The following is a 22537-nucleotide window of genomic DNA, read 5'->3' as shown; positions in this document are numbered from 1 at the left end:
GCTATTCTACTATAATTAAATCTTAAGTACAAATGAAGAAAATCTTTCTGTTGCTATCGCTCATTCTGGGCATGGAAGCAACTTTTCCATCCGTTATTTCAGCCTCCACTGATAATTCGCAAGATTCTCAAGCTACTCTGGCTTTGGTCTATAAAGAACTAAACAGTATACACGGTGATATTGAATCTGCCAAAGATGCCATAAAACTGAATTGGAGTCTATGGGGACTGGGTATACTAACTATTATCTGTAGCATCGCAACAATTCATTATGCAAAATCAGCAAAGTAACACAAGGATAAGCACCGGCGATATAGTTTCTAGCGTATCAAAAAGTACTGGAGAGACAAAAAAAGTAGTCAAGAAAATTTTCCTGCAATGTATTGAAGAGATAAAGCAGAAACTATTAGAAGGGAAACTAGTAGGTTTGAGAAACTTTTTATCTCTTACTATTGCGGAGCGTACATCTAACCCTTCTGGTAACAGTCCTGCTTCCTTTATGGGTACACATTACTATGCGAAAGCTCATTTCTACACAAAATACAAAAGTGCTATAAGAGGAAACGAGAAAGCCCTACACAAAGCCATTGTAACCAAAAGGAATGCTGTCAAAGCTGATCCGATGAACAAACTCAGATCAGAACAATTCAGACTGATGAATGAGAAGATATATAGGAAAAAGTAAGGCTCACGCTTCCCAAATTATACAACTACTCCACTTAGATCATCCCTATCAGAATGAATATGGAAAAAGATGTCTGTCCAGAATGTGGAAGTAATCGAGTCATTTATCAAGAAGGCTGCATTCATTGCATGGAATGAGGCTACAGCAAATGTGAATAGGACTAATTATAACTAAGAATAATAAATAATTATTAAAACTATGAATCAATTAGAAATTTTTGCCGTAACCTTCGCTGGTTGTTTCTGTGCAATCCTATGCACAATCCTACTTGTACGTATTGCTTTTGCCGGTAGTTTGCGTAAAAAGAAAGAGAAAACAAGGAACTTTCACGATTTTACAACAGAAGCACTGAAAGAAATCAAAGAGAAATGTAGCTGTCTGAAAAAAGATATGGATAAGGATACGGAGGAGGAATAAAATATGAGTGAAATGGTTGGTGCAATGATAATGTTCGCCATATTTATCGTGCTAGGACTTATTGCCTACTTTATCTGGGGAGATGAAAGTCGAAAAGAAGATGATAAACCGAACAGTGATATTAATAAGGCTACCCCATCAAAAGCAATAAACAATCGTCAAATAATCCAGTAACAAATGAGAAAATTGGTTAAAGTATTTATCATAGGTTTACTTGAAATAATCCTGTTTTTATTTCCCATAGTAGAGATACAGGCAAAAAAATGTTCGGAGAGAAAGTTGAGTGCAGGAATAGCTACTCCTGTCTTAAGTAGTGGTCTTATATCTTTTCAAGAAGATGGCATAGAACAGTATCCTGCAGATGAATTGTATGAAGAAAGCTGGAACACTGAAATTTTGAACGCATATAAAAATATTCCTGTTCCAGATTCACTTGTTATAGATATTTCAAGTTTTGTAATGCCTGTAGAAGGAAAAGTAACTTCCCCTTATGGACCTCGTGAATATCGTGGAGAACACTTTCATTATGGGACTGATATCAAGCTTCAGGTAGGAGATACTGTTCGTGCGGCATTTGAGGGGAAAGTAAGGGTAAGAAATTATGATCCTAATGGTTATGGTTATTATCTTGTATTGAGACATCCCAATGGATTGGAGACTGTCTATGGACAACTTTCTCAATTTCTGGTAGAACAAAATCAAAATGTAAACGCTGGAGAGCCAATAGCTTTAGGCGGTGCGACTGGAAATGCCAATGGTTCTTGTCTTCATTTTGAGATTCGTCTTCTAGGAAGTGCTATTAATCCGGCTGAGATAATCGATTTTGATGAGCTTGCACTCAAAGACGATATCTATGTTTATAGAAAAGGTGAATCAGGAGAGAATTATATTGATGGATCTATTTCAAGATCTAAACAATCCCCAAAAAATGCTGCTATCGCTCGTCAGATCAAATCTCTTAGAGATCAAATAGAACAACTAACAATGCAAATAAACCGATTGGAGAAAAAACTATATAGATAAAAACAGAACATATTGGATCTATCTTAATCCAGTCTTCTAACAAAAAAAATCAAATGGAATGAAATGAAATACAAAATCCTGTTACTCTTCTCTATTCTAACTTTTGGTGTATTCTTACCTAACACAAACAACAGTGCCATCGCTCAGTCAAATGAAGATTTCGCTACAACCCTTTACAAGACTAGAGAGGAAGTCTCTGATCTTACAAATGGATCGAAAAACTTATTATCCGATCGTAAAAAATTGCTATTAGAGATGACTGCTCTGATAAACGATATAAATAAAGTCCTTCTAAAATTTAAAAATCACCAAATTAAAGATTGCAACAACGAAATAAGAAATATAGCCAAAAGAATAGAGACTGTTCGCGACAAATATCTTGATTCTGATAGTATAATTGATGATCTCAATAAAAGAAAAGCCGCTGTTGATTGCCAATTTCATGAAAACTCAGGACTGCAAGATCTAATTTATATGGGAGATCTCAACAAAGCGATTCACGAATGGAACGTTTTCAATAAAGAATTTAGCTCAAAATTAGATATCTACCTCAATAAGAGAGATGCCTTCATGAGCAAAGTGAAGACCCTTCCATCTGTGCGTAAACTTCAAAATGAACTAGCAAACATTACAAATGGATGGCAAACCTTAATTTCCGATGAGAAAAAATTCCTATCGGAAGCGGATCTTCTGATAAAGGACATAGATAGAGTAATTGGAAAGATTGATAATCGTGAGATAACAAACCACAATAACGAAATAAAGGATGTCAACAATAAGATAAGCAGTATTAGAGACAAAAGTGGTGATATCAAGCACAGGTATAATGAACTTGATAGCAAGGCAGATTCAATAAGCAAAACACCAGGAGTTGGAAATCTAGTTGGTTGGACTGACTATAACAAAGGACTTGCTGAATGGAATGCTCTTATGGATGAAGAAGATAATCCAAAGTGGAAGATCTATAATGAGAAATTATATGCGTTGAAGAGTAAAGTAAAGAACTTCCCATCTGTACGCAAACTTCAAAATGAAGTAGCAGGCATCACAAATGGATGGCAGATTTTAATTTCTGATGATAAGAACCTACTTTCAGAAATGGACTTTCTGATGAAAGACATGGACAGAGTAATTGGGAAGATCAACAGACGTGAGATAACAAACTACAATAATGAAATAAAAGATGTCAACAATAGGATAGGTAGTATTAGAGACAAAATTGATGATATTGACTATAGGAGGAATGAACTTAATAGCAGAGCAGACTCAGTAAGCAAAACTCCAGGAGTTGGATACATGGTCGACTGGACTGACAAGAATAAAGTGGTTGATGAATGGAATGCTCTTATAGATGAAGAAGATATTCCAAAGTGGGATATCTACAACAAAAAAGTAGAGACCTTCAATAGCATAACAGCAAACCTTTCAAATCATCCATAATCTTGCACTACAAGCATCCGGAATAAAAGCCCATCTATGATTGGCAATGTTTGAATCATAGTTTTGTGGTGACTTAAAGTAAATGATGTCTATCAAGAACAATAAACAATCGTCAAATAATCCAATAACGAATGAGAAAATTACCTAAAGTATTTATCATCCTGTTTATATTTCCTGTAGTGGAAATACATGCAGCTTCCCCAAGCTAACCACTCAGTCCAAAAAAGAATGTCTTGCTCAGGCTAATAGTGGTGAGATAGGGTCTAAAGGAGACCAATGCTGCAATGTTCATTGAAGGAGTCAAACAGCTAGCCTTATTTGGAAGTCTTTCTATAATGTTGATTACCTTTATTAGATAAAGGATATGAAGAAATTTAAGAAAACCCATTTGCTTATAGGACTAGCAATGGCATTGTATATAGCTTTCCATGCAGACTTGGTTCATGGGATTGGAATTGAGTTTGGATCAGATGGCTATGAGGAATATCAGCAATTTTTTATCCAGGAAATTGCCTTGATGAACAACATAACAAAGCTTATCCATGACCCTCAATTATTGGGAATCTTTCATGATAAATGGGGAAAAGCAATAGAAGATGAAGTACAAGAGGTAATAGATAGCTATCATGCGGGGAGGAAGCTTGACCCATATCAGGCCTATAAGGTTAAGAAGATGCTCAAAGACCCAAAGATGATGGAGTTCATGCAACAAGCATTAAAAAGAGAAAAGATAAAAGCTGACTTAAAATCTAAATGGGGAAACTTTTCTGAGGCATATAGAGCAACACATAGCCTTGACGATGTCTTTGCCCTTGATGGAGAAGATGAATACGGGACTCCTAAATTCAAATATGAAGCTAGAGACATACATGGTGAGTTTACTTATGACGACTATCTTGATTTAATAAAAAAGTACAATCTGAAAACCGACCGTGGGGAAGTAACTAGAGATAGAGCTGGGCGAGTATGGGATAACTTCTTCGGTCATGCTATTAGCCAGGAACAACAACAAGACTTGATTAATAATTTAGTATATAGAGACAACCCTCAGGCATTCATGAAGTTTTATAATCTTATGCATATGGATCCTGATAAATTACGTGAGTTGATAAAGGAACATCCTGAAATTTCTCAAGAGTACCAACAATTGAAAGCGTGGTACGGAGTTGCAAAAACTAAAGCATTAAACGCTCTTAGGACAGATTATATTGACCTTCAAGAACATCATCCTAAGGTTTCGTCTTTTTCCTATAGGCGTTCCTATAGGCGCTTGAAATAGTAATAATTATTCTATTTCAAGAAGAGGATTGGTTGAACAATTCATGAAAGGGCACGAAGGAAGGCCTATGGATGCAGAAGCAGTGCCTAATTTGCTAGGCGACGTAAAAAAGTGGATTAAGACTATCAAAGGATGGCATGGGAAATACAGAGAAGGCCTTTATGGGTTGTTGAACTCAACCTATGTAAATGGATCTGACATTACATAGTCTTATGTAGCCTCAAATGACTCAGCTCACGTTGAATTTTCAGATAAGAGACTTTATGAAGGGCAACGCAGGTAGAATAATTGGGCAAAAACTTATGCAGCTATTTACACAATCAGGTGCGTACTACAATGAAAATGGGATGACAGTTAAGAATGGGAAACTTCAAACCCGAGGAATTATTATAGAAGTTCCTCATCAATCCTAACATCGTTACTTATTCACTAGCATTTGCTGCTGGAGTTGTCAATTCCATCGGATCTTCCCCGTACCGATTGCTCCCTTTCTGTCCTCTTGAAAAGAAAAGCCATAGAGGAAAAAGAGGAACAAACTGCCACCAAGCACTACGTCCCAGATCATGGCAACGCTTTGATCCCTGTGCAAGGGAAAAATACAGAAAGAATATCCACAGACAGTAAAGAATTATACTATCCTTGTTATTATTCATAATAACATTCATAATAACAAGGCTAATAAAACTTATGATATATCCCTTTCTTCCAATACGTCCCTTAAACGAAAAATACCCTTTTAATTTTTTTAACATGATCATCCTGTAAATTTCTTTTATTCGGAATTCACTCAAAAATAAAAAAAAGCAGGACACAAATCCTGCCTATTCAAATACCTCATTCCAGTTGTGTTTTATCATACCTTTCTCATCAGCTTCTCCCAAGACGATCTGTCTTCCCCTGAGCTTAGGAACTCTTGACTGTGCTAAAGCATTACCTCCTCCATCTAAATCCAAAATATTTTGTCTACGGCTTCTGTATAATCTTCCTACCGTATCTGCTGCTCCCAGAACAGCATTCCTCAACTGACCTGGCAAGTCCAAGGTCATCATGCTTGCATCTCCTGTCCCATCTTCTCCACTTCCTGTCTTCACATGCCCAACCAATACAAGGCTTTTACAAAGACCTAGAAATCCTTCAAGTACCTTCATAAACGCCATCCTAGGCCAATACCATGCACCACCAAAGGGTATATCCTCAACAGATCCTTGATAATATTTCCCTTTTGCTGTATCCTTATAGAGCGACAATCCATAGGGCTTCACAAGCTCATAAAATAACGAGGCGTTGTCGATAACAATTACAGGAAACTTATTTTTACTGTTACGTATCTCCTTCCCCAACTGAAAAAGCTTCTCTATAGAAGAAATTTGGACCTTCATGGCATCAATGTATTTGTACTCCTCAGCAAGATCAATAATCAAAGCTCCAGGGATCATAGCGCAAAGCGTACTCTTTCCTGCTTTTGGATCCCCGTATAGAACCATCAGTCTTGGGTTCTCATTCTTATTCGCTCTTACAACGCCTGATGGCAAGAGCGGCTGGATAACTTTTATTTCTTTTATTGCTGCTTCCATTGTTTTAGTTTTTAAAATTGTTTATTAAACTCCGTTTCCTTAGAAATCATATGCGACTCCTCCAATTTCCTAATAGGACAACCCTTGGATTTAGCCAGCGGAGATTTGGATTAGTCGGCCCTTAAAGGGCATATGACGCAAAGTTAACGCCATATGTAATTAAATTATTTGTTCTGTAAATCCCATTCGTCCCATTCATCTACATATTGTTCTTTCTCTTTATATTCCCACACATAATGACCTCTTAACCAAGAAAATCTTTTGTCTGCTGGGTATTTCTGATTTAAATATGTTTTCCAAGATGATTGCCATACTACCATGTATGCTTCATAATAGACGATGTTCATCATTAAACCGAAGAAAATCCTAAATAATATGTGTTCCATTTCTTTATAAATTTGGTATGAATAAAATCCATGTACTCCATATATAAAGTACAATATTGGCTATAAATGCTACTCCGAAGCCTGTTCCCATCTCTTCTAATATTGGATGTATTTCCCATGTTATAGCAAGAAACCATATTGGTATTCCAATAATCAGTTTCAATGCTTGATATATCGTTGCATATATTGCTATAAACTTCTCTTCTCCACTTTTTTCGTCGTATTTATGCCAAAATTCTTTCTTCCATCCTCTAATTCTTCTCCAAAACCATTGCATATACTTTCTTATTTACGCACGTTAAACTTCAATTCTGCTGATAAACCAATAAACTCATTCATAGTAAAAGCCAAAGCCTTCTTAATTGCCTTGGCTTTTGTCAAGTCTTCTTCTATTGTCTCTATTAACTCATCAAACTTGTCTCTTGTTTCAGCAATGTTTCTTATCTCTTTTCTCATTCGGTCAATGATGTCGTTTGTTGTTGCTTTCATCAGTTTACATTGTCTATGAGAAACTCCGCAACGTATAATGCTGTTTCATATCTCTCAAACCTAATGTTAGTTCTCTCTCCCTTGTCATCAACCTCTTCCATGTCTATAGAATAGCCATTGTCTTCAACCAACGAACTGTAGTTTTCATACTCATATTTCTGTTTGCTTATGTCTATGTCATATTCTACATATATGATATCTGCAAGTGCTTCAATTGCTTCTTTGTATGAACCAAATTCTTTCTTCTTGCCCTCGATATCATATTGGTACTTACCATTCTTGTCAATGTAGTACGCTGTTTTCATATAATGTTTAGTTTTTACTGTTATACTTACTATTCAATAACTCTTCATATTCATCATAATGATCATAGCCAATATTATCAACATTGATCATAGCTAACATGTCTTCCAACTGGTGACCTACGTAGTTTGCACACGATTCTCCACGTTCATCAATATAGTCCAACACGTCTTGCCATAGTCTTTTTACTCCTGCAATAGTTTCAGGATTTGCCTTTGGTGATGGTGTGAACATTAAGTTTAGTAAGGCTTTCTTGCTGATATTTTTTCTAATCTTTTTCATAGCTCTAGTTTGTTTAAATGTTAAACTTTTCTTTATACACTCCTTGCTTCTCTCTTGTTTTCTTCACATAATTTCATCAAACGATCTATCATTGATCCTAGTTCTTCTAGTCCTACAAATTTGTCTTCCATGGCTTTAAATGTATTTTGTTATAAACTCTGTTATCATTCTCAAAATGGGCTCAATAAAGTTTACATAGATATCATGCCCACTAATTGATATCAATGGAAATATTGTCATAAGAAATTGTATCTTCTCATCTTGTTAATCATTTATACTGTTGAACATAAAAAAAGGCAAGCTTGTGGCCTGCCTCAACTAAATCATATAATATTAAACGTGCGTGCTCAGCTCCTTCTAGGCTTGTCACGCTTGATTCTTCTTCACAAATTTAATCATTTTGACACATACAACAATCGTAGTAGAACTGCCCTATAGCCGTATCAAACTCTCTGTTTATATGGTCTTGTTTATATGGTCTATATTCTTGTCTATTATGTACAGCCTTATATCTCTGTAACTCATTTGCATTCTATCTATACTCATAGAACCAAACACACAATATCCTAACTACATTCTTTTCTCAATGCAAGCCTTAGACTTGGTCGCCCGATCAACTAAGGCTTGTTCCTTGAGAATCCATACACAATGCATTCATTGCATCATTCAACTCGCTTGCAACACAAGCACATAACCTTTTGAACATATCTATCTTTGTCAATGCTAACACAAACAGCACTGGATAGATGATTGTTATCAATACTCCAACAATTGCTTTAATTAGTCTCATCGTATCAAAAAAAAATAGAGCAGACATTACATCTACTCTATTTTCAACAGTTATAGAATAATTAACTAGAATAGTAATCCGGCTTCTTCTTCATGGTCAACAGTGACCTTCCTGCCCAACAAGCCGTCAACCTTGGACAGATCATCTTCTACTTGTTCTTCTGTTTGTTTTGTAAACCTATCGTATCTTTCATTCACTTTGAAGAACTTAGTCTTGTCATCCTTCTTTATCAAATGGCTTGGATAAATGTTAGGCTCAAACGTTGATGATCGCAACACAACATAATCCTTCTTGTTGTATACCCATACTCCACATACATTGACCTCATTGCTATTGAATAGCTTTTGATGTTGTATCATCCCTTCCTCATAGATTTTTATACTCTCTTCTATGATGTCAACCCAATCCTCACATTGTTCTGGGTATTTACTAACCACTTCTTCCATTGCTTCTCCAAACGATCCATTTGGCTTAGCATAAACACATGCCAAGATCTCACACACTTGTGATGTCTTGTTTAACTTCATCTTCTCAAACGCATCATCTGTTGCTGCAAATGTTCTGTTTGGACCAAAGATATTGGTGAAGTTATTTGACAAATTATTCTTGTCTGTAAATGTTACTTGTAATACGTCGTTAAGCTTTTCGCTTAGCTTGATCTCTTTGATGATGACATTAGTCTTGATGCCTGGTTCAAACACAGTATTTTCAGTGCTCTCAGTCCTCTCAGTCCTCTCAATCCTCTCAGTTATCGTTTTGATGCGCTGTTTTAACCCTTTGATTATAATTTTCATGTCGATAGAGTCATCAGACTCAGTTCTCTTCTCTTTCACATCATTGAACTGGTTTTGTGCATTGTAATTTTTCATTACCTTTTCTTGAAAAGATTCCATAATTAAATCGGTTTAATATTATATATAATTTTAGTTTGTTAGAATAGTATTCTGATCATTGTGGGCGAAAAGCGTGTGAGATGGATTATCAGCCGCACTTGCCACCCCACAATATCATACTATTTTTTTCTTGTTTTGCAACTTTATTCGAAAAAATCTTCAGAAATAAACAGCTCTGCAAGTTTTGCAAGTATCCTTGCATCCAATGTTGATATTTCTAGTACTTCCGCAACAGTTATTATATCGTTAAACATGATTGTAAGTATTAATAGATTAAACAATAGAATATACTCAGCGATAATGCCAGATAAGGGCAATATCACTACCAATGATTATAGATTACACGAGCTATTTGGATAAGAATAGCTACTACAGCTGCCACACAGAAGATTAATAGTACAGCTATACCTAGTTACGAATGGGAATGAGAATGATTGTTCCCATACCTGTTTCTTAGATTTAGTAGTTAGACTTGATTCATTCCCTAAGTGGAAGGCAGTACGTACCAAGCCTGCGAAGGTGATTAGGGTGCAGAAAAAAAGGATTGTTAGTTTGGACGATGGGTGGGGGTGCTTTCCCTCTGGCACCGTGGCCCGGGCATTTTGTTTAAGCTACTCCACAAACTCGCTACCCACACTCTACTCTGTGCTGATATTTCGACATGTTGTAGAACACTATTGCATTTCCATGCAGAGCTTATTACATTAATTCTAGTTTAATGTGTTAGATGTTAGACATTACGATTAGGTTTCATAGTTTAGGCATAGTCAGGGAGGCCACCCTTTCCGTGCCTTTCTATTTTAGCCCAAATCTCCTCTCTATTTGGATGCTCAACACATCTTACATCTGGACAGAAATACTGGCTAATGCTGCAAGGCGATAGTCTGAGCCAAAGCAAACGGACGCATCAATCTCTATGGAACTGAAAGCAAGATTGTATATGATAAGGCTTAAGCATATCATCGTCATCTGTGTAGTATTATGTATGCCATATCTCGTTTAAGCCAGTATAACTCCTCTCTATTGCATTTTCTTTGTTCAGATGATGTTGTTTTTTTATCGCAACGTAAGATAATGCAATGTACCCACCTTAAAATGCGTCATATGATGTCTCTTCTAGTCTGGAAGCTCCACATCTTACATCTGGACAGAGAAAAACTAGTCATACTCGAATATCCTTCAAATCTTTCCAGTTGAGAAATTTGTTTTCCTTTTTCCTTTTGGGGCTTGGGAGTTCATTCTTGGGTGGGGGACCAGCGAAGCAGCGAATGAAATGAGCGACCCCCCACCCAAGGAATGAACGAACGCCCCAACCTATGTAGTGTAAGCATTATGCGAACAAAAAACTTGAAGCTCAACAACTTACATCTGGACAAAAATACTGGCTATGCTGCAAGGCGATAGTCTGAGCCGAAGCAGCTGACCTATGGACATATCTGCTCAGGGAGTTTGTCATGCCTGATCCATACAGGAACCATCCTGATGATAGAGATGTGTTCACTGATACAATGGCTGTCGTTTCTGAGTACTTGATCCCATTTGATGAATTCAGATACATAGAGACAGAGATTCCAAATCCAAATTACGATCCTAATGCTCCAAAGAATCCAGCAAACCCACTTTACGATAAGGAAGTTTGAATTCCTTTCTTTATGTTAAGAGTTGTTTGCCATTTTACTTATCATTGTAAAACCTATTATGAAATACATATCCCCCATTCTAAGAATCTCTCAAAAACGGCCGTACAAGCCGTAAAACATGGAATTATGAGTATCCATTGTTCTTAAAAAACAACATCTATGGGGCATTTGCCTTGAATAAAATAACTAAATAGGGGTGTTGTCAGGACAAAACAACAACAAATTGGAGCTTCGTAAATTATAGATACATTCGTGTCCTTAATCAACTAGAATATTTATGGAGACATTGAAAGATAAACTTAGGATAGCGACAGACAAGATAAAATTAGAACAACTAAATAGTGTAGAGGATGATAGTATAGAGGGGGGTCAGGAAGAACAGGAAGAAGAAGAAGAAGAAGAAGAAGAAGAAGAAGAAGAAGAAGAAGATTACGGAGTTGTTGTTCTTCATGAGCTATTAGAACAGGGGCTATCAATACATGAGATATCTATTGCACTGGAACAATTTGCATTGAAACAGCTAGATGATGGTCAGGAAGAAGAAGAGAACGGAGTTTTTATTCCCGAACAACACAAGCTACCTCCTGCACTAGAACAGCTAAATGCATTGAGTAGGTCTATAAAAAGAGACGAAAAGATAGCACCAAAGCCAGAAGGACTGCAGAAAGAATGGTTGAATGTTATTAAAGACGAAATCCATTCATTTGTAAGTGGACTTATCCCGGGCTGGGAAAAAATTGTTCCCGTTAACATTCGGATGCTATATCCTTATCCTATGAGTGGTACCGTAATTCATAAACCTCCAAATCTTAGCATCAATCCATTTTCAACAAGCAGTAAAGACATCATTCAGTCCTATATAGTAACAACTGCTAGATATGATTTCTCTGTCCATGAGAAGCGTATTCTCTATCGGATTATAGAGTGCCTGCAATATCAATTAAAGGGAAAGCACCTAGATAAAAATTTTATGATTAGCCCGGATCTTTACGGAATGGTACGTGTTACTCTTCCTTTGTCATATTTAAATCCAAAGAAAGGAAAACATATCTCAGAAGATGTTAAAGAGGCACTTAAGACCCTGCAAAAAAAGATGATACAGTATGAGGATAACGGCCAATGCAAGGAGGTCAAATTGATTGAACCACCAATTGAACAACCATTAATACTCGGTCGCGAGGTCTCATTCCTTCTACATCAAGATGCCTATGAACTCCTGCTGAACTTTCCCAAAGGCTTCAAAAGATATGAGCTAAAGACTGCAATGGAATTCAATAGTGTCTATGCTATGCGTTTCTATGAACTTCTGTCTGGACAAAAGAAACCTTTGACCTATAGCACAGAAAAATTAAAAACTATGCTCAAGTTGGAAAATAAATATAGGGACATAAGAACTTTTATCTCTCGTATAATTGACCATTCAAAGAAAGAGTTAGATCAAAAGTCCCCTTATACCTTTACATACGAGTTAGAGCACGAAAAGGAACGTAATCAGAAGGGGCGTAAGAAAATTAGCAATATCAAATTCATACCTATCTATCAGCCTGAACATAGAAACACGGACTTGGCTCTTCAGGAAGAGCAGAGAAGTCTTGACCTATCTGTAGCACTACGTCCAAAGGAACTGAATATATTTCTTGAACTTGGTTTTAGTGAGAATGAGTTAAAGACACGACACTTTGTAGTAATACAAGACTTACACAAGGCAAAAGAGATGGATTTCAGATTTCCTATTTTCGACATGATTGACTATGTCAAGAAAAAAGAGAATCCTAGAATCTATCTGATCACTACATTGAAGAATCAAATAAAAGAATGGAAGAAGAAATTTCAAGAGCAAGAAGAAAATAAACTGTCCGAAGCAGCGATGAAAGTTAAAAAGGAACGTCAGCGTAAACAAGATAAAATTATCGCTTTCTTGCAGAACTGTACAACAATACCCAATTCCACATTTGAAAATGAACGAGAGCAGATAATCGAACGTATACATGATAAAGGTGGAATTCTCTATTTGAGAAAAATATACGCAGCATGCAATGGAGATAAGGATAGAATAATGAAAAAACTGATGGATAATAAGATCATAACAAAATAATAGATACCTGAATTATGGATAATGAAAAAAGTTTCAGCCCATATGAACTGAATATAGAAAAAAAATTACTTGGAGCTTTAATACTTGGTTTGGAAGGTGATTACGAGCAGATAAGTAGACTACAACTTGCTAAAGAATATTTCCACGAGATTCACCAACCTGTTTTTGCCGCCATTCAAGATCTAGCAAATGAACCAGCTCCTATCAATAAAGAAACGGTCATCGAACGAATGAGACGCAATGGAACACTTAAGTTAGAAGAATATATTGCCGAGCTAGTAGAGTTTGCAGACAAAGATGGAATAGTTTCAGGTCTGGAATATTATGCTAATATCATTGAAGAAAAACATCGTAGAAGAGAATGGATAGATTTTCTTCGGAAGCAATTAGGTAAGGCTAAAGACGAGAATAATAATATATACTCTCTAATACAGAGAGCAGACACAGAACTGTTTAAGATGTCCAAGAAATCTTACAAAAAAGATTTTTCTTCCTTCTCAGATATTGCAAAAAGGGTCGTCTGTGGTGAAACAAAAGAAGAAATAACAAAAGAAGAAATAAGAAAATATTTAGATACACCCGATAAGGGTTTGCTATCAGGATTCACTGATTTGGACAAAATCACTGGTGGATGGCACAACTCCGACCTTATCATCATTGCTGCTCGCCCATCAATGGGCAAGACAGCTATGTGCTTGTCTATGATAAAAAATATGGCTGACATGAATATACCTGTTGCTTTTTGCTCAATAGAAATGTCAGAAAAAAAAATTTTTGAGCGTTCTCTTGTCAATATCACCAACAATAACAGTAGTGCGTTTAGAGAAAGAGATTTAGAAGAATGGGAAAAAAATAATATAGTAGCAACAATAGACCTTATTATCCGTAATGATAAAAAATATCCTATTTATGTAGATGATACATCAGAGTTGTCCATATTTAATCTTCGAAACAAAGCTTTACGTATAGTAAAAGAACACAATGTAAAGTGTTTGTTCGTAGACTATATGCAACTGATAACTGCTCGGGGAGAAAACGATAAATCTATGAATCGTGTATATGAGATAAGCGTTATATCACGTGAATTGAAAGCAATAGCAAAAGATCTAGACATTCCTGTCATCTCTATTTCTCAACTTAGTCGAAAGTCAGAGGAGCGTCTAAATAAAATTCCAGAACTCTCTGACCTGCGTGATTCGGGTGCTATTGAGCAGGATGCCGATGTGGTGTGTTTTATTTCTGAACAGATAATAAAAGAGAAAGAGAAACATCAAATCATTATAGCCAAACATCGTAACGGAGAAACAGGAGCTATAGATATTGTCTTCAATAAGGATAAAGTAAGATTTGAAAATAAATACAAGAAGAAACCAGAATCAGATAGCAGCAAGACTCCTAGCGAATAACCCCTACTCGTCTTCCAACATTCCTTAGCAAAAGAACATTGGAACATATGTATATATGTATATATGGACAAAAGTCCATCTGCTTGCACAGACATATGTTCACTTAAAGTAAAATTCATACAGACAATACTCCATAAGTACTTTTGAACACGACAATAAAAGTACTTACGTGTCCTTGAACAAAAATTTATATTCTCAAACGAATATTTATTTGCATTACCATAAACACATATGACCACACGAATAAAAGTTCAAACAGACAAATGACGTTTAGTATTTTTTGGATATAAATTTGATAGTATATTTGTCTATTTGAACAAAAGTGTATATATTCAAACAAATATTTATTTTAATAGACAAAGGAACGTATGAAGAAAACTATCTCTTTTATCAACAACAAAGGAGGAGTAGGGAAGACAACTGGAACAGTAAACATAGGATGTGGACTATCTAGGCTTGGGAAAAAGGTTCTGTTGGTCGATCTGGATCCACAAGCGAACCTAACTGCCTGCAGTGGTTTAGCTTTGCCTTTAGAGAAGAACATCTGTGGGGCATTGCAAGGAACTTATCCTCTCCCTATTGCACAAGCTCCAATTGGGGTGGACATAGTCTGTTCAACTCTTGACTTATCTGCTGCAGAGAAAGAACTGGCAGATGAACCTTTTAGGGAGCTATTACTAAAGAAACTTCTTGCTCCAGTAGTAGAGAACTATGACTGGGTACTAATAGACTGTCCACCGTCCATAGGCGTTCTAGCTCTGAATGCCTTGACAGCATCAGAATTGTGCATCATACCAGTAGAATTGGCAAATTTTGCTTTGGTAGGGATGGACCGTCTTATTCAGTTAATAGGCAAGGTACATGACCGCATCAATTCTGACCTTGACGATTACAAAATACTGATTAGTCGGTCAGATACAAGGCAGACAGTACAGAAGGAGCTAGCTGAAAGCCTTACTGAGAAATTTGGAGAACACGTGTTTCACTCAATCATACGAAACAACGTAAAGATTTTAGAATCGCAAATGAGCCGCAAAGATATTTTTTCCTATGACCCAAAATGCAATGCAGCACATGACTACATGTCTGTTTGTGAAAAATTATTAAAACTGTATGAATCATGAGTAAAAAACAACTATGGAATGTGGATAGCGTTCTTCCATCATCTACACAAAAAGAGTTAACAAAAAATTCTATTTCTAACAACGAAGTGAAAGAAATCCCGAATGGGGAGGCACCATCTACAGCTTTTCAGGAAGAGCTGGTTGACATACATTGTAAGATAGAAAAATCCCTAAGAAGGCGAATGCGGATGTATTGTGCAGACAAAGAAGAGTTACTACAGGACTTCATCAGGGAAGCTATCTCGGAACGGCTAGAAAAGAAAGAAAAATAGTATACATATAGCTTGAGAGGCTCCATAAATTATTTTAAACAAAGTCGCATTTTTTATTGACTTTGTTTTGTTATTGTTGTATATTTGTTGAATAATTTATGCCGGGACAAAGTTCATAAATTTAATTTATGCTCACGGTGTATAAAATAACAAATTATAAACAGAAAATAACATGAAAAACTATAATGAGTTCATCGACTATAACATGTTGTGTACATATCAAAAAGATCCTACTCTTTTCTTTGATCTTTGGTATGGAAAGAGTAAACCACGTCCAGAGAGCAAAGCAATGAAATTCGAAAAGATGATTCATGCTGCCATTTTTAATCCTGAGTGGTTCAAAAATGAATTTTCAATAGCAAATATCAGTACTCCCAAGAATGCTCATATGGAAAAATTTTGTAAAGCTATCATAGCAGGTAAAACCCCTACTGAGGCATATCTGGCCAGCTACAAGGTGCTGTCAAAAGATTCACCTGCAAAAGCAAAAGAGCTTTATAAGAAAATGAAAGATTATATATGTTGGTATAAACGTGTAGGCGGGAAACATCCAATTTCCGAAGATGAGATGGGTAAGATAAGGAGCATCCTTGATAAGGACAAAGCTATGATTGAGAGTATTCAAGAATATATACATAGCATGAACAATGGTTGGAATGAATTAGAGGTTCGTTTTTATCATGATTGCGGGTTAGAGTGTAGGGCAAAGATAGACCTCATTCAAATGGATAATAAAGAAAAAAAAGTAGGGGTTGCTGATCTAGAAATTTCTCCACAAAGTACTGAATATTTCTTTTATGGGATGAATGAAGGGAGGAATAACTATCTGCAGAAATTAGCTTATCAAACGGTGGCAGTTAAGGAGACATTCAAATTAGGGACAGAATGGACATTTGAATATCCTACCATATACATTAACTCAAAAACATTGGACATCAATTTCCTTTGGCTAGAAGAAACAATGGAACGCCATATTAGAAAAATTAATAAAGACATTAGTGATATCAATGCAGAGATAGAGAGAAGAAGACACCGATCTATGGTCGAAAGGACAGGGATAAATTATGGAGCAGAAGACATCCAATGGTCTGGATCTTTGCAATAGTGATGAATTTCTATTAAGTAGAAATAATAGATTAAAGATGGACACAAGTAACCAAAACATAATACACTTACAAGGCATAGGATCTCAAAAAGTAGAAGTTCTTGAGAAAGAAATTAATGTTGTCTCATGTCAGGATATGCTCTATTATTTCCCATATCGCTATAAAGATCAAAGAAAATCCTATAGAGTTGACAAAATTCGTGAAATCAATATCGAGATGTCTTATGTTCAACTGAAAGGTAGAATACTTCGATATTCACGGTCATTAAATTATCCACGACTGAGTGGTATATTCGATGATGGAACAGGGACAATAGAATTAGTATGGTTTAACTCCATAAACTGGGTTCCCAAATACTATAAAATAGATGAGGAGTACTACGTGTACGGCAAGCTTAGATTTTTTAGAGGGAAATACATATCAATTGTTAATCCACAAATAAAAACAGAATGTAAATTCTGTGAAGGAGTAACACGTATGCAGGGAATATACCGCACAACGGCAAAAATGAAAAAAGCTTCGTTGGATTCTAATACAATAAGTCAAATAATGAGACAAATATTAGAATACACAAAAGAACCTCTTTCAGAGACCTTGCCAACAGGAATAATTGATAAATGCAAGTTAATCTCCTTAGACGAAGCCATACATAATATTCATTTTCCAAAATCCGATAATTTGCTAGAGCAAGCACAGTATCGCCTAAAGTTCGAAGAACTTTTCTATGTGCAACTTGCCAATTTATTGAATCCAAACCGTAGAAAAAAACAATTGGATGGATTTTGCTTTAGTAAAGTAGGAGAGAATTTTCACTTCTTAAAAAACAATCTCCCTTTCGAACTAACCCATGCACAAGAAAGGGTATTCAATGAAATCAGGCAAGATATGAATACTGGAAAACAAATGAACCGTTTGGTGCAAGGAGATGTTGGAAGCGGGAAAACGGTAGTAGCATTATTATCCATTTTGACAGCAATTGATAATGGTTTTCAAGGGGCAATTATGGTCCCTACGGAAATATTGGCAACGCAACATTACGAGACAATTAGTCATTTGTTGGAAGGATCAACTGTAAAAGTAGCATTGCTAACTGGGTCAACAAAGAACAAGGTGAGAGAAGAGATGCTTCCAAAAGTAAAAAGTGGAGACATACAAATCCTGATTGGCACTCATGCCTTGATTGAAGACAGCGTTGAATTTAGTAATCTTGGATTAGTCGTAGTGGACGAACAACATCGTTTCGGAGTAACACAGCGAGCTAAGTTGTGGGACAAAAACTCTACTCCACCACATGTATTAGTCATGACTGCAACTCCTATTCCTCGTACAATGGCAATGACAGTATATGGAGATCTGAATATCTCCACCATAGACGAGTTGCCACCGGGAAGAAAACCAATAAGGACCTATCATATCTATGATGAAAAAAGAAATAAAATGTACGAATATGTACGAGAACAGTTAAAAATAGGTAAGCAGGTTTACATTGTTTATCCTCTAATAGAAGAGAATGAAAAAATAGATTTAATAAATCTACAGGAAGGGTTTCGAGCTGTAAGCAAAGTGTTTCCTGAATACAGTATTTCTAAGGTTCATGGACAAATGAAACCGGAAGAAAAGAATCAAGAGATGCAAAAATTTGTTTCTGGTGAAACACAGGTAATGGTTTCTACAACGGTAATAGAAGTTGGAATAGATGTCAAGAATGCTTCTGTGATAATCATCGAAAATGCAGAACGCTTTGGACTATCCCAGCTGCATCAGTTACGTGGAAGGGTAGGACGTGGTACAGAACAAGCTGTATGTATTCTGATAACCAATTATGAGTTATCTAAAGAAGCACAAAAACGTATTAATGTCATGACAAAGACTAACAATGGATTTGAAGTTGCAGAGGAAGATTTGAAACTTCGCGGGCCAGGAAGTATAATAGGAACAAAACAAAGTGGGTTTGCACCAAAAAAATTAAGAATAGCTAATGTTTCCAAAGACGTAAATATATTAATCCGTGCAAGAAACTTTGTTTATGAAATATTAAATGCTGACCCTGCTTTAAAGGACCCACGATGTAATCTGCTAAAACAACAATTACATAAATGGAATACGAAATATCAAACCCAATGGGCAAGAATTAGCTGATTCTAATTCAAAATAGAGGATGAAAAGCAATTCTTTTTGATTATTCTTAATCCTCCTTTTGAGGGTACAAATCTTCTTCCAATGCTTGCGGATCTTCACCGTATTCATTCTTTCCTACCTGTCCCTTTGCACACAAAAGCCATAGTTCATAAAGTGGGATAAATTGCCACCAACCGCTGCGTCCTATATCATGGCAACGTTTAGCTCGTTGAGCAAACAGAAACCAAAACAAGAATATCCACAGAAGGAAGAATCTCGATCCTAGCATACAAAAGCTTAAAAAAACAGTTAGAAAGCTCATGATGAACTCCTTTCTACTGATTCTTCCTCTAAACGAGAAGAATCCTGTTAATGTCTTAAATATGCTTATCAATACATCCTGCATACTGTTACTATTTACTTGGTACTCATGATAACTTGAAATATGTGGATGACTTATCAAAAAAGAGTAGACTTTACCACTAATCAAGTAATACTTTTCGTACATTGACAAGCAAAAATAAATAAAATGAGCAAAGCCTGTGTCCCATGTAGAAAATGTTCTATTTGTGTAAGGAAACTAGCCAACAAATGGAAATCATTTTGGAGTAAACTGAAATGTAGTGGTTAATTTCAACTTATTTTCAATTCATTCCTCTTTTTTAGAATCAGCTTTTGCTATAACATCTCGATAGTAAGCATCAGCTTCCCTATTAAAAGCATCCCTTATGGGTGTTCCCTTCTTTCCATACTTTTCGTCCAACATTGCATCCGTTGTAGGTAGCTGTCTGATCTTATCCATATCTATCTTTGCCGTTCTATCTTCCTGTTCAGTGTCCCTATAGGAAGCATACTGAAGCTTTGCCTGTTTTGACAGTTTCTGCTTCCACTTTTCTTCGTCCCAGTTCTCCAATATGTTCTGCAAAGGTTCCAAAGCAAAACATTTGGAAGCCATCTCTATTGGGCTGTGTCCTGTATCAATGCTGAGTGGATCATAAAACCGTAGTGAGAAATCTTCTACATGTTCCATGAACTGAGTTGTGTTAAGCCTGTACTCAACTGTAATATTAAAAGACCAACTAAGCCTATAGTAACAGCCGTATTCCTTTATCACATCCTTCCAATTAGATGGATCTACCTCTATGTTAACGTAGAAGACACGAAGAAAAACTTTATTACCATCCATCACTCTGATATCGAAAGATGGAGGTTTGCAGCTGCTAAATGAATAGAGATCGTGGTGATAACGATACTGTCTGTCCTCCCCCAGAAAACCCTATGACATAGTAATCCTCACCGTAACCATCAATGACATAACGTAGAAAGTTAACTTCATGATATGTCCGGTCTGAGAGACCTTCCTTCCAATTGAGATGTGTCTTATCGGTTTTGAGTTTGAGTTGGTGACTCATGTGTTCTAATCACTTTCGTTAGGTCTATCAGCACCTGTCCACTCCTCACTTGCCGAAAATAGGTTAGGTATGGCAGTCAGTAAAATCAGAGGAAGAAATAGGTATTGAATTTGTTTCACATGTATTATTATAAATTGCAATATACTCTTCTTTAACCTACTTCAATTAAGGCAAGAGGACAAAAGCAATTTTGTTCTTTTACTGTATACGTTCAATGGATATGAAAATAGTTCCTTATTCTTTTCATCCCGTTTCGGATGAATTTCCCTATATAAGACCCTCTACTAGCCTGAACGACATTAGTAGAAGTCTTTTCCTGTTTTTCTTGATCTTGATTGGAAACGATGACTATCTGTTCTTCATTCACAGTTTCTTCCTTCACAATTAGCTCATCCTTCGTCTGATCATTTCTCTGTTCTAATGAAGTAACCTTAGGAACATCTTTAAGAGCAGTCTTAGGAGCAGCCTTAAGTGCTTTCTTTCGTTGGCCAACTGATCCGATGGATTGAATGCTTTTTTGTAATGAAGCCTTCATTTTATCCTTATCCTTATTGCAGGAATGAATCAGTTTATCCAAACAATCATGATCTCCGTGAGTTAAAACATATTCAAACGCCTTATCTAGTTCTTTTCCTAAAAATCCTAAATAATCTTTGAGAAAGTAATGGATGCTTTGCTTATCCTGATGATATGCCTTAACCTCCTGCTGTAATTGCTTAGATAGCTTATCCTGATTCTGCTTAGACAATTCTTCTTTCCACCCCCTAATCTCATTCCTCAAAGCTTTGAGAGCATAGGTCTTCGGGTTCTTCTTGGTTTTGGCATAATCCAAAAGAACAGAAGTGATCAATATTCGTCCTTGTCTCCTTGCTTTTTCTATATCAATAAGCAAGTTATAATACTTACTTTTCAGTTCCTGTTCGGTAAAGCCTAATGAAACAAAGAAATGTTGCTCCTCTGGCAGAAGAACATCAGAAAGAACAACTGTTCTGCACAGGTCTTTGTATTCCAATATGCTGTTACGATTCTCTGAACGATAGACAGGGGTAAAGGTGATAGCCACAACTTTCTTCCTACCTACCCGTTTGCGTTCATTTTCGTATTCCAATTTATATGTAAAACTATATGGAGATTTACAGTCTAATTCTTCTTTGGCAACATCTATTACACGAGAAATAAAATCTTTTACCAGTTTATATTTATTCTCTAGTCTGAACATTACTTTTAAAGTATCTATGCTACGTGTCAAAGGGATTTTTTGTCCCGAGAGCAATTCGTAAAATCGCATAGAATAAACACTTTTAAAAGACATAGTTGTATTTAGTTCATATTTCGTATGACCTTTGGAAAAGTTAAATAGAGCTTTATAAACTTTTGGATGTAAACGAAATTCGACTACTCTACAGCGTTTTTTAATCTTTGGACGTTCAATCAAATTAATATCTTCCCATATTGTATAGTCTTCATAAATAAAATGATTGCTTTTTAAAGACAAAAAAGCTTTTTTAATTTGATAATGATTTTTATCCTCTTCACCTACTAATAAAAAAGAAATGGGAAGAACTATATCTACGTCTCCATTAAAACTTTCACTAATCGAAAAATTCTTATCTAATTTTTGACCCAATAATTGAGCCTGAATACAAGCCACAATCCCATACACAATACGTTTCTCATATATAGAAAAATCATACCTCGCCGTTGTTAGAACATAAGATTGAATAACATCAATATCTTTGTTTTCTAATGGCTTTAAAACAATTGGATATTTCCTTTCTTCCTTTTCTAATTGTAGATCTCCCAT

The 22537-nt window shown here is 36.0% G+C and carries 28 protein-coding genes; 16 read left to right on the top strand and 12 right to left on the bottom strand.

What is annotated here, in order from left to right; all coding sequences use genetic code 11:
* The first annotated feature begins 32 nt into the window (after positions 1 to 32).
* The 9 genes from CFPG_RS05065 to CFPG_RS05035 all read left to right on the top strand — a co-directional run bounded on the left by CFPG_RS05065 (position 33) and on the right by CFPG_RS05035 (position 5256).
* Positions 33 to 290 (top strand): hypothetical protein, encoded by a 258-nt coding sequence (locus CFPG_RS05065; RefSeq protein ID WP_041572623.1) that lies wholly within the window; start codon positions 33 to 35, stop codon positions 288 to 290.
* Positions 271 to 684: an HU family DNA-binding protein gene (locus tag CFPG_RS05060; RefSeq protein ID WP_012572975.1), complete on the top strand. Its 414-nt coding sequence runs from the start codon at positions 271 to 273 to the stop codon at positions 682 to 684. The genes CFPG_RS05065 and CFPG_RS05060 overlap by 20 nt, the downstream gene beginning before the upstream one ends.
* Before the next feature lie 198 nt (positions 685 to 882).
* Positions 883 to 1101 (top strand): hypothetical protein, encoded by a 219-nt coding sequence (locus CFPG_RS05055; protein WP_041572622.1) that lies wholly within the window; start codon positions 883 to 885, stop codon positions 1099 to 1101.
* Between the two features lie 3 nt (positions 1102 to 1104).
* Entirely contained in the window at positions 1105 to 1275 is a 171-nt protein-coding gene (locus CFPG_RS05740) for a hypothetical protein (RefSeq protein WP_265348096.1), read from the top strand.
* 3 nt (positions 1276 to 1278) lie between these two features.
* Positions 1279 to 2124 carry a M23 family metallopeptidase gene (locus CFPG_RS05240; protein ID WP_012572974.1) on the top strand — a complete coding sequence of 282 codons (846 nt, stop codon included), beginning with the start codon at positions 1279 to 1281 and terminating at the stop codon, positions 2122 to 2124.
* Positions 2125 to 2187: 63 nt separating this feature from the next.
* Positions 2188 to 3564 (top strand): hypothetical protein, encoded by a 1377-nt coding sequence (locus CFPG_RS05045; protein WP_012572973.1) that lies wholly within the window; start codon positions 2188 to 2190, stop codon positions 3562 to 3564.
* Positions 3565 to 3928: 364 nt separating this feature from the next.
* Positions 3929 to 4843 carry a hypothetical protein gene (locus CFPG_RS05040; RefSeq protein ID WP_012572972.1) on the top strand — a complete coding sequence of 305 codons (915 nt, stop codon included), beginning with the start codon at positions 3929 to 3931 and terminating at the stop codon, positions 4841 to 4843.
* Between the two features lie 43 nt (positions 4844 to 4886).
* Positions 4887 to 5051 (top strand): hypothetical protein, encoded by a 165-nt coding sequence (locus tag CFPG_RS05735; protein ID WP_265348095.1) that lies wholly within the window; start codon positions 4887 to 4889, stop codon positions 5049 to 5051.
* Between the two features lie 55 nt (positions 5052 to 5106).
* Positions 5107 to 5256: a hypothetical protein gene (locus CFPG_RS05035; protein ID WP_265348094.1), complete on the top strand. Its 150-nt coding sequence runs from the start codon at positions 5107 to 5109 to the stop codon at positions 5254 to 5256.
* A gap of 9 nt (positions 5257 to 5265) precedes the next feature.
* Here CFPG_RS05035 and CFPG_RS05030 read toward each other — a convergent pair whose 3' ends face one another.
* The 9 genes from CFPG_RS05030 to CFPG_RS04990 form a co-directional block, all read right to left on the bottom strand.
* On the bottom strand, positions 5266 to 5595 hold the full coding sequence (locus CFPG_RS05030) for a DUF805 domain-containing protein (RefSeq protein WP_050720694.1): 330 nt from the start codon (positions 5593 to 5595) through the stop codon (positions 5266 to 5268).
* Positions 5596 to 5664: 69 nt separating this feature from the next.
* A complete protein-coding gene (locus tag CFPG_RS05025) occupies positions 5665 to 6417 on the bottom strand; it encodes an AAA family ATPase (protein WP_012572970.1) in 753 nt (250 codons plus the stop codon).
* Positions 6418 to 6581: 164 nt separating this feature from the next.
* Complete coding sequence (locus CFPG_RS05020) at positions 6582 to 6803, bottom strand: hypothetical protein (protein WP_041572620.1); 222 nt, start codon at positions 6801 to 6803, stop codon at positions 6582 to 6584.
* Between the two features lie 4 nt (positions 6804 to 6807).
* Entirely contained in the window at positions 6808 to 7080 is a 273-nt protein-coding gene (locus CFPG_RS05015) for a hypothetical protein (RefSeq protein ID WP_041572618.1), read from the bottom strand.
* Between the two features lie 8 nt (positions 7081 to 7088).
* On the bottom strand, positions 7089 to 7292 hold the full coding sequence (locus tag CFPG_RS05010; protein ID WP_041572617.1) for a hypothetical protein: 204 nt from the start codon (positions 7290 to 7292) through the stop codon (positions 7089 to 7091).
* Positions 7292 to 7597, bottom strand: coding sequence for a hypothetical protein (locus CFPG_RS05005; RefSeq protein ID WP_012572969.1), 306 nt, complete (start codon positions 7595 to 7597; stop codon positions 7292 to 7294). Before CFPG_RS05005 ends, CFPG_RS05010 begins: the two co-directional genes overlap by 1 nt.
* A 7-nt stretch (positions 7598 to 7604) precedes the next feature.
* The gene (locus CFPG_RS05000) at positions 7605 to 7829 is read right to left on the bottom strand and encodes a hypothetical protein (RefSeq protein ID WP_265348102.1); all 225 of its coding nucleotides are present in this window, start codon (positions 7827 to 7829) and stop codon (positions 7605 to 7607) included.
* Positions 7830 to 8490: 661 nt separating this feature from the next.
* Complete coding sequence (locus CFPG_RS04995) at positions 8491 to 8667, bottom strand: hypothetical protein (RefSeq protein ID WP_265348101.1); 177 nt, start codon at positions 8665 to 8667, stop codon at positions 8491 to 8493.
* A 65-nt stretch (positions 8668 to 8732) separates the two neighbouring features.
* Entirely contained in the window at positions 8733 to 9536 is an 804-nt protein-coding gene (locus tag CFPG_RS04990) for a hypothetical protein (RefSeq protein WP_265348100.1), read from the bottom strand.
* A 1478-nt stretch (positions 9537 to 11014) separates the two neighbouring features.
* Here CFPG_RS04990 and CFPG_RS04985 point away from each other — a divergent pair.
* The 7 genes from CFPG_RS04985 (at position 11015) to recG (ending at position 19342) form a co-directional block, all read left to right on the top strand.
* Positions 11015 to 11200, top strand: a complete 186-nt coding sequence (locus CFPG_RS04985; protein WP_041572614.1) for a hypothetical protein — start codon at positions 11015 to 11017, stop codon at positions 11198 to 11200.
* 277 nt (positions 11201 to 11477) lie between these two features.
* Positions 11478 to 13295 carry a replication initiation protein gene (locus CFPG_RS05235; protein ID WP_050720693.1) on the top strand — a complete coding sequence of 606 codons (1818 nt, stop codon included), beginning with the start codon at positions 11478 to 11480 and terminating at the stop codon, positions 13293 to 13295.
* A gap of 14 nt (positions 13296 to 13309) precedes the next feature.
* Positions 13310 to 14701: a replicative DNA helicase gene (locus CFPG_RS04975; RefSeq protein ID WP_012572966.1), complete on the top strand. Its 1392-nt coding sequence runs from the start codon at positions 13310 to 13312 to the stop codon at positions 14699 to 14701.
* Positions 14702 to 15069: 368 nt separating this feature from the next.
* Entirely contained in the window at positions 15070 to 15825 is a 756-nt protein-coding gene (locus tag CFPG_RS04970) for a ParA family protein (protein WP_012572965.1), read from the top strand.
* Positions 15822 to 16097 (top strand): hypothetical protein, encoded by a 276-nt coding sequence (locus CFPG_RS04965; protein WP_012572964.1) that lies wholly within the window; start codon positions 15822 to 15824, stop codon positions 16095 to 16097. Before CFPG_RS04970 ends, CFPG_RS04965 begins: the two co-directional genes overlap by 4 nt.
* A 172-nt stretch (positions 16098 to 16269) precedes the next feature.
* Positions 16270 to 17202, top strand: coding sequence for a hypothetical protein (locus CFPG_RS04960; protein WP_012572963.1), 933 nt, complete (start codon positions 16270 to 16272; stop codon positions 17200 to 17202).
* Between the two features lie 37 nt (positions 17203 to 17239).
* Complete coding sequence (recG, locus tag CFPG_RS04955) at positions 17240 to 19342, top strand: ATP-dependent DNA helicase RecG (protein ID WP_012572962.1); 2103 nt, start codon at positions 17240 to 17242, stop codon at positions 19340 to 19342.
* A 46-nt stretch (positions 19343 to 19388) separates the two neighbouring features.
* On the opposite strand, the gene CFPG_RS04950 is transcribed toward recG, so the two are convergent.
* The 3 genes from CFPG_RS04950 to CFPG_RS05230 form a co-directional block, all read right to left on the bottom strand.
* On the bottom strand, positions 19389 to 19727 hold the full coding sequence (locus tag CFPG_RS04950; RefSeq protein ID WP_012572961.1) for a DUF805 domain-containing protein: 339 nt from the start codon (positions 19725 to 19727) through the stop codon (positions 19389 to 19391).
* 243 nt (positions 19728 to 19970) lie between these two features.
* Positions 19971 to 20507: a hypothetical protein gene (locus tag CFPG_RS04945; protein ID WP_012572960.1), complete on the bottom strand. Its 537-nt coding sequence runs from the start codon at positions 20505 to 20507 to the stop codon at positions 19971 to 19973.
* 437 nt (positions 20508 to 20944) lie between these two features.
* Positions 20945 to 22537, bottom strand: coding sequence for a replication initiation protein (locus CFPG_RS05230; RefSeq protein ID WP_012572959.1), 1593 nt, complete (start codon positions 22535 to 22537; stop codon positions 20945 to 20947).

It is taken from the genome of Candidatus Azobacteroides pseudotrichonymphae genomovar. CFP2, assembly GCF_000010645.1.
Lineage (GTDB): Bacteria > Bacteroidota > Bacteroidia > Bacteroidales > Azobacteroidaceae > Azobacteroides > Azobacteroides pseudotrichonymphae.
The sequence above is the reverse complement of the archived record's forward strand: the minus strand, read 5'-3'. Positions and strand labels throughout refer to the sequence as shown.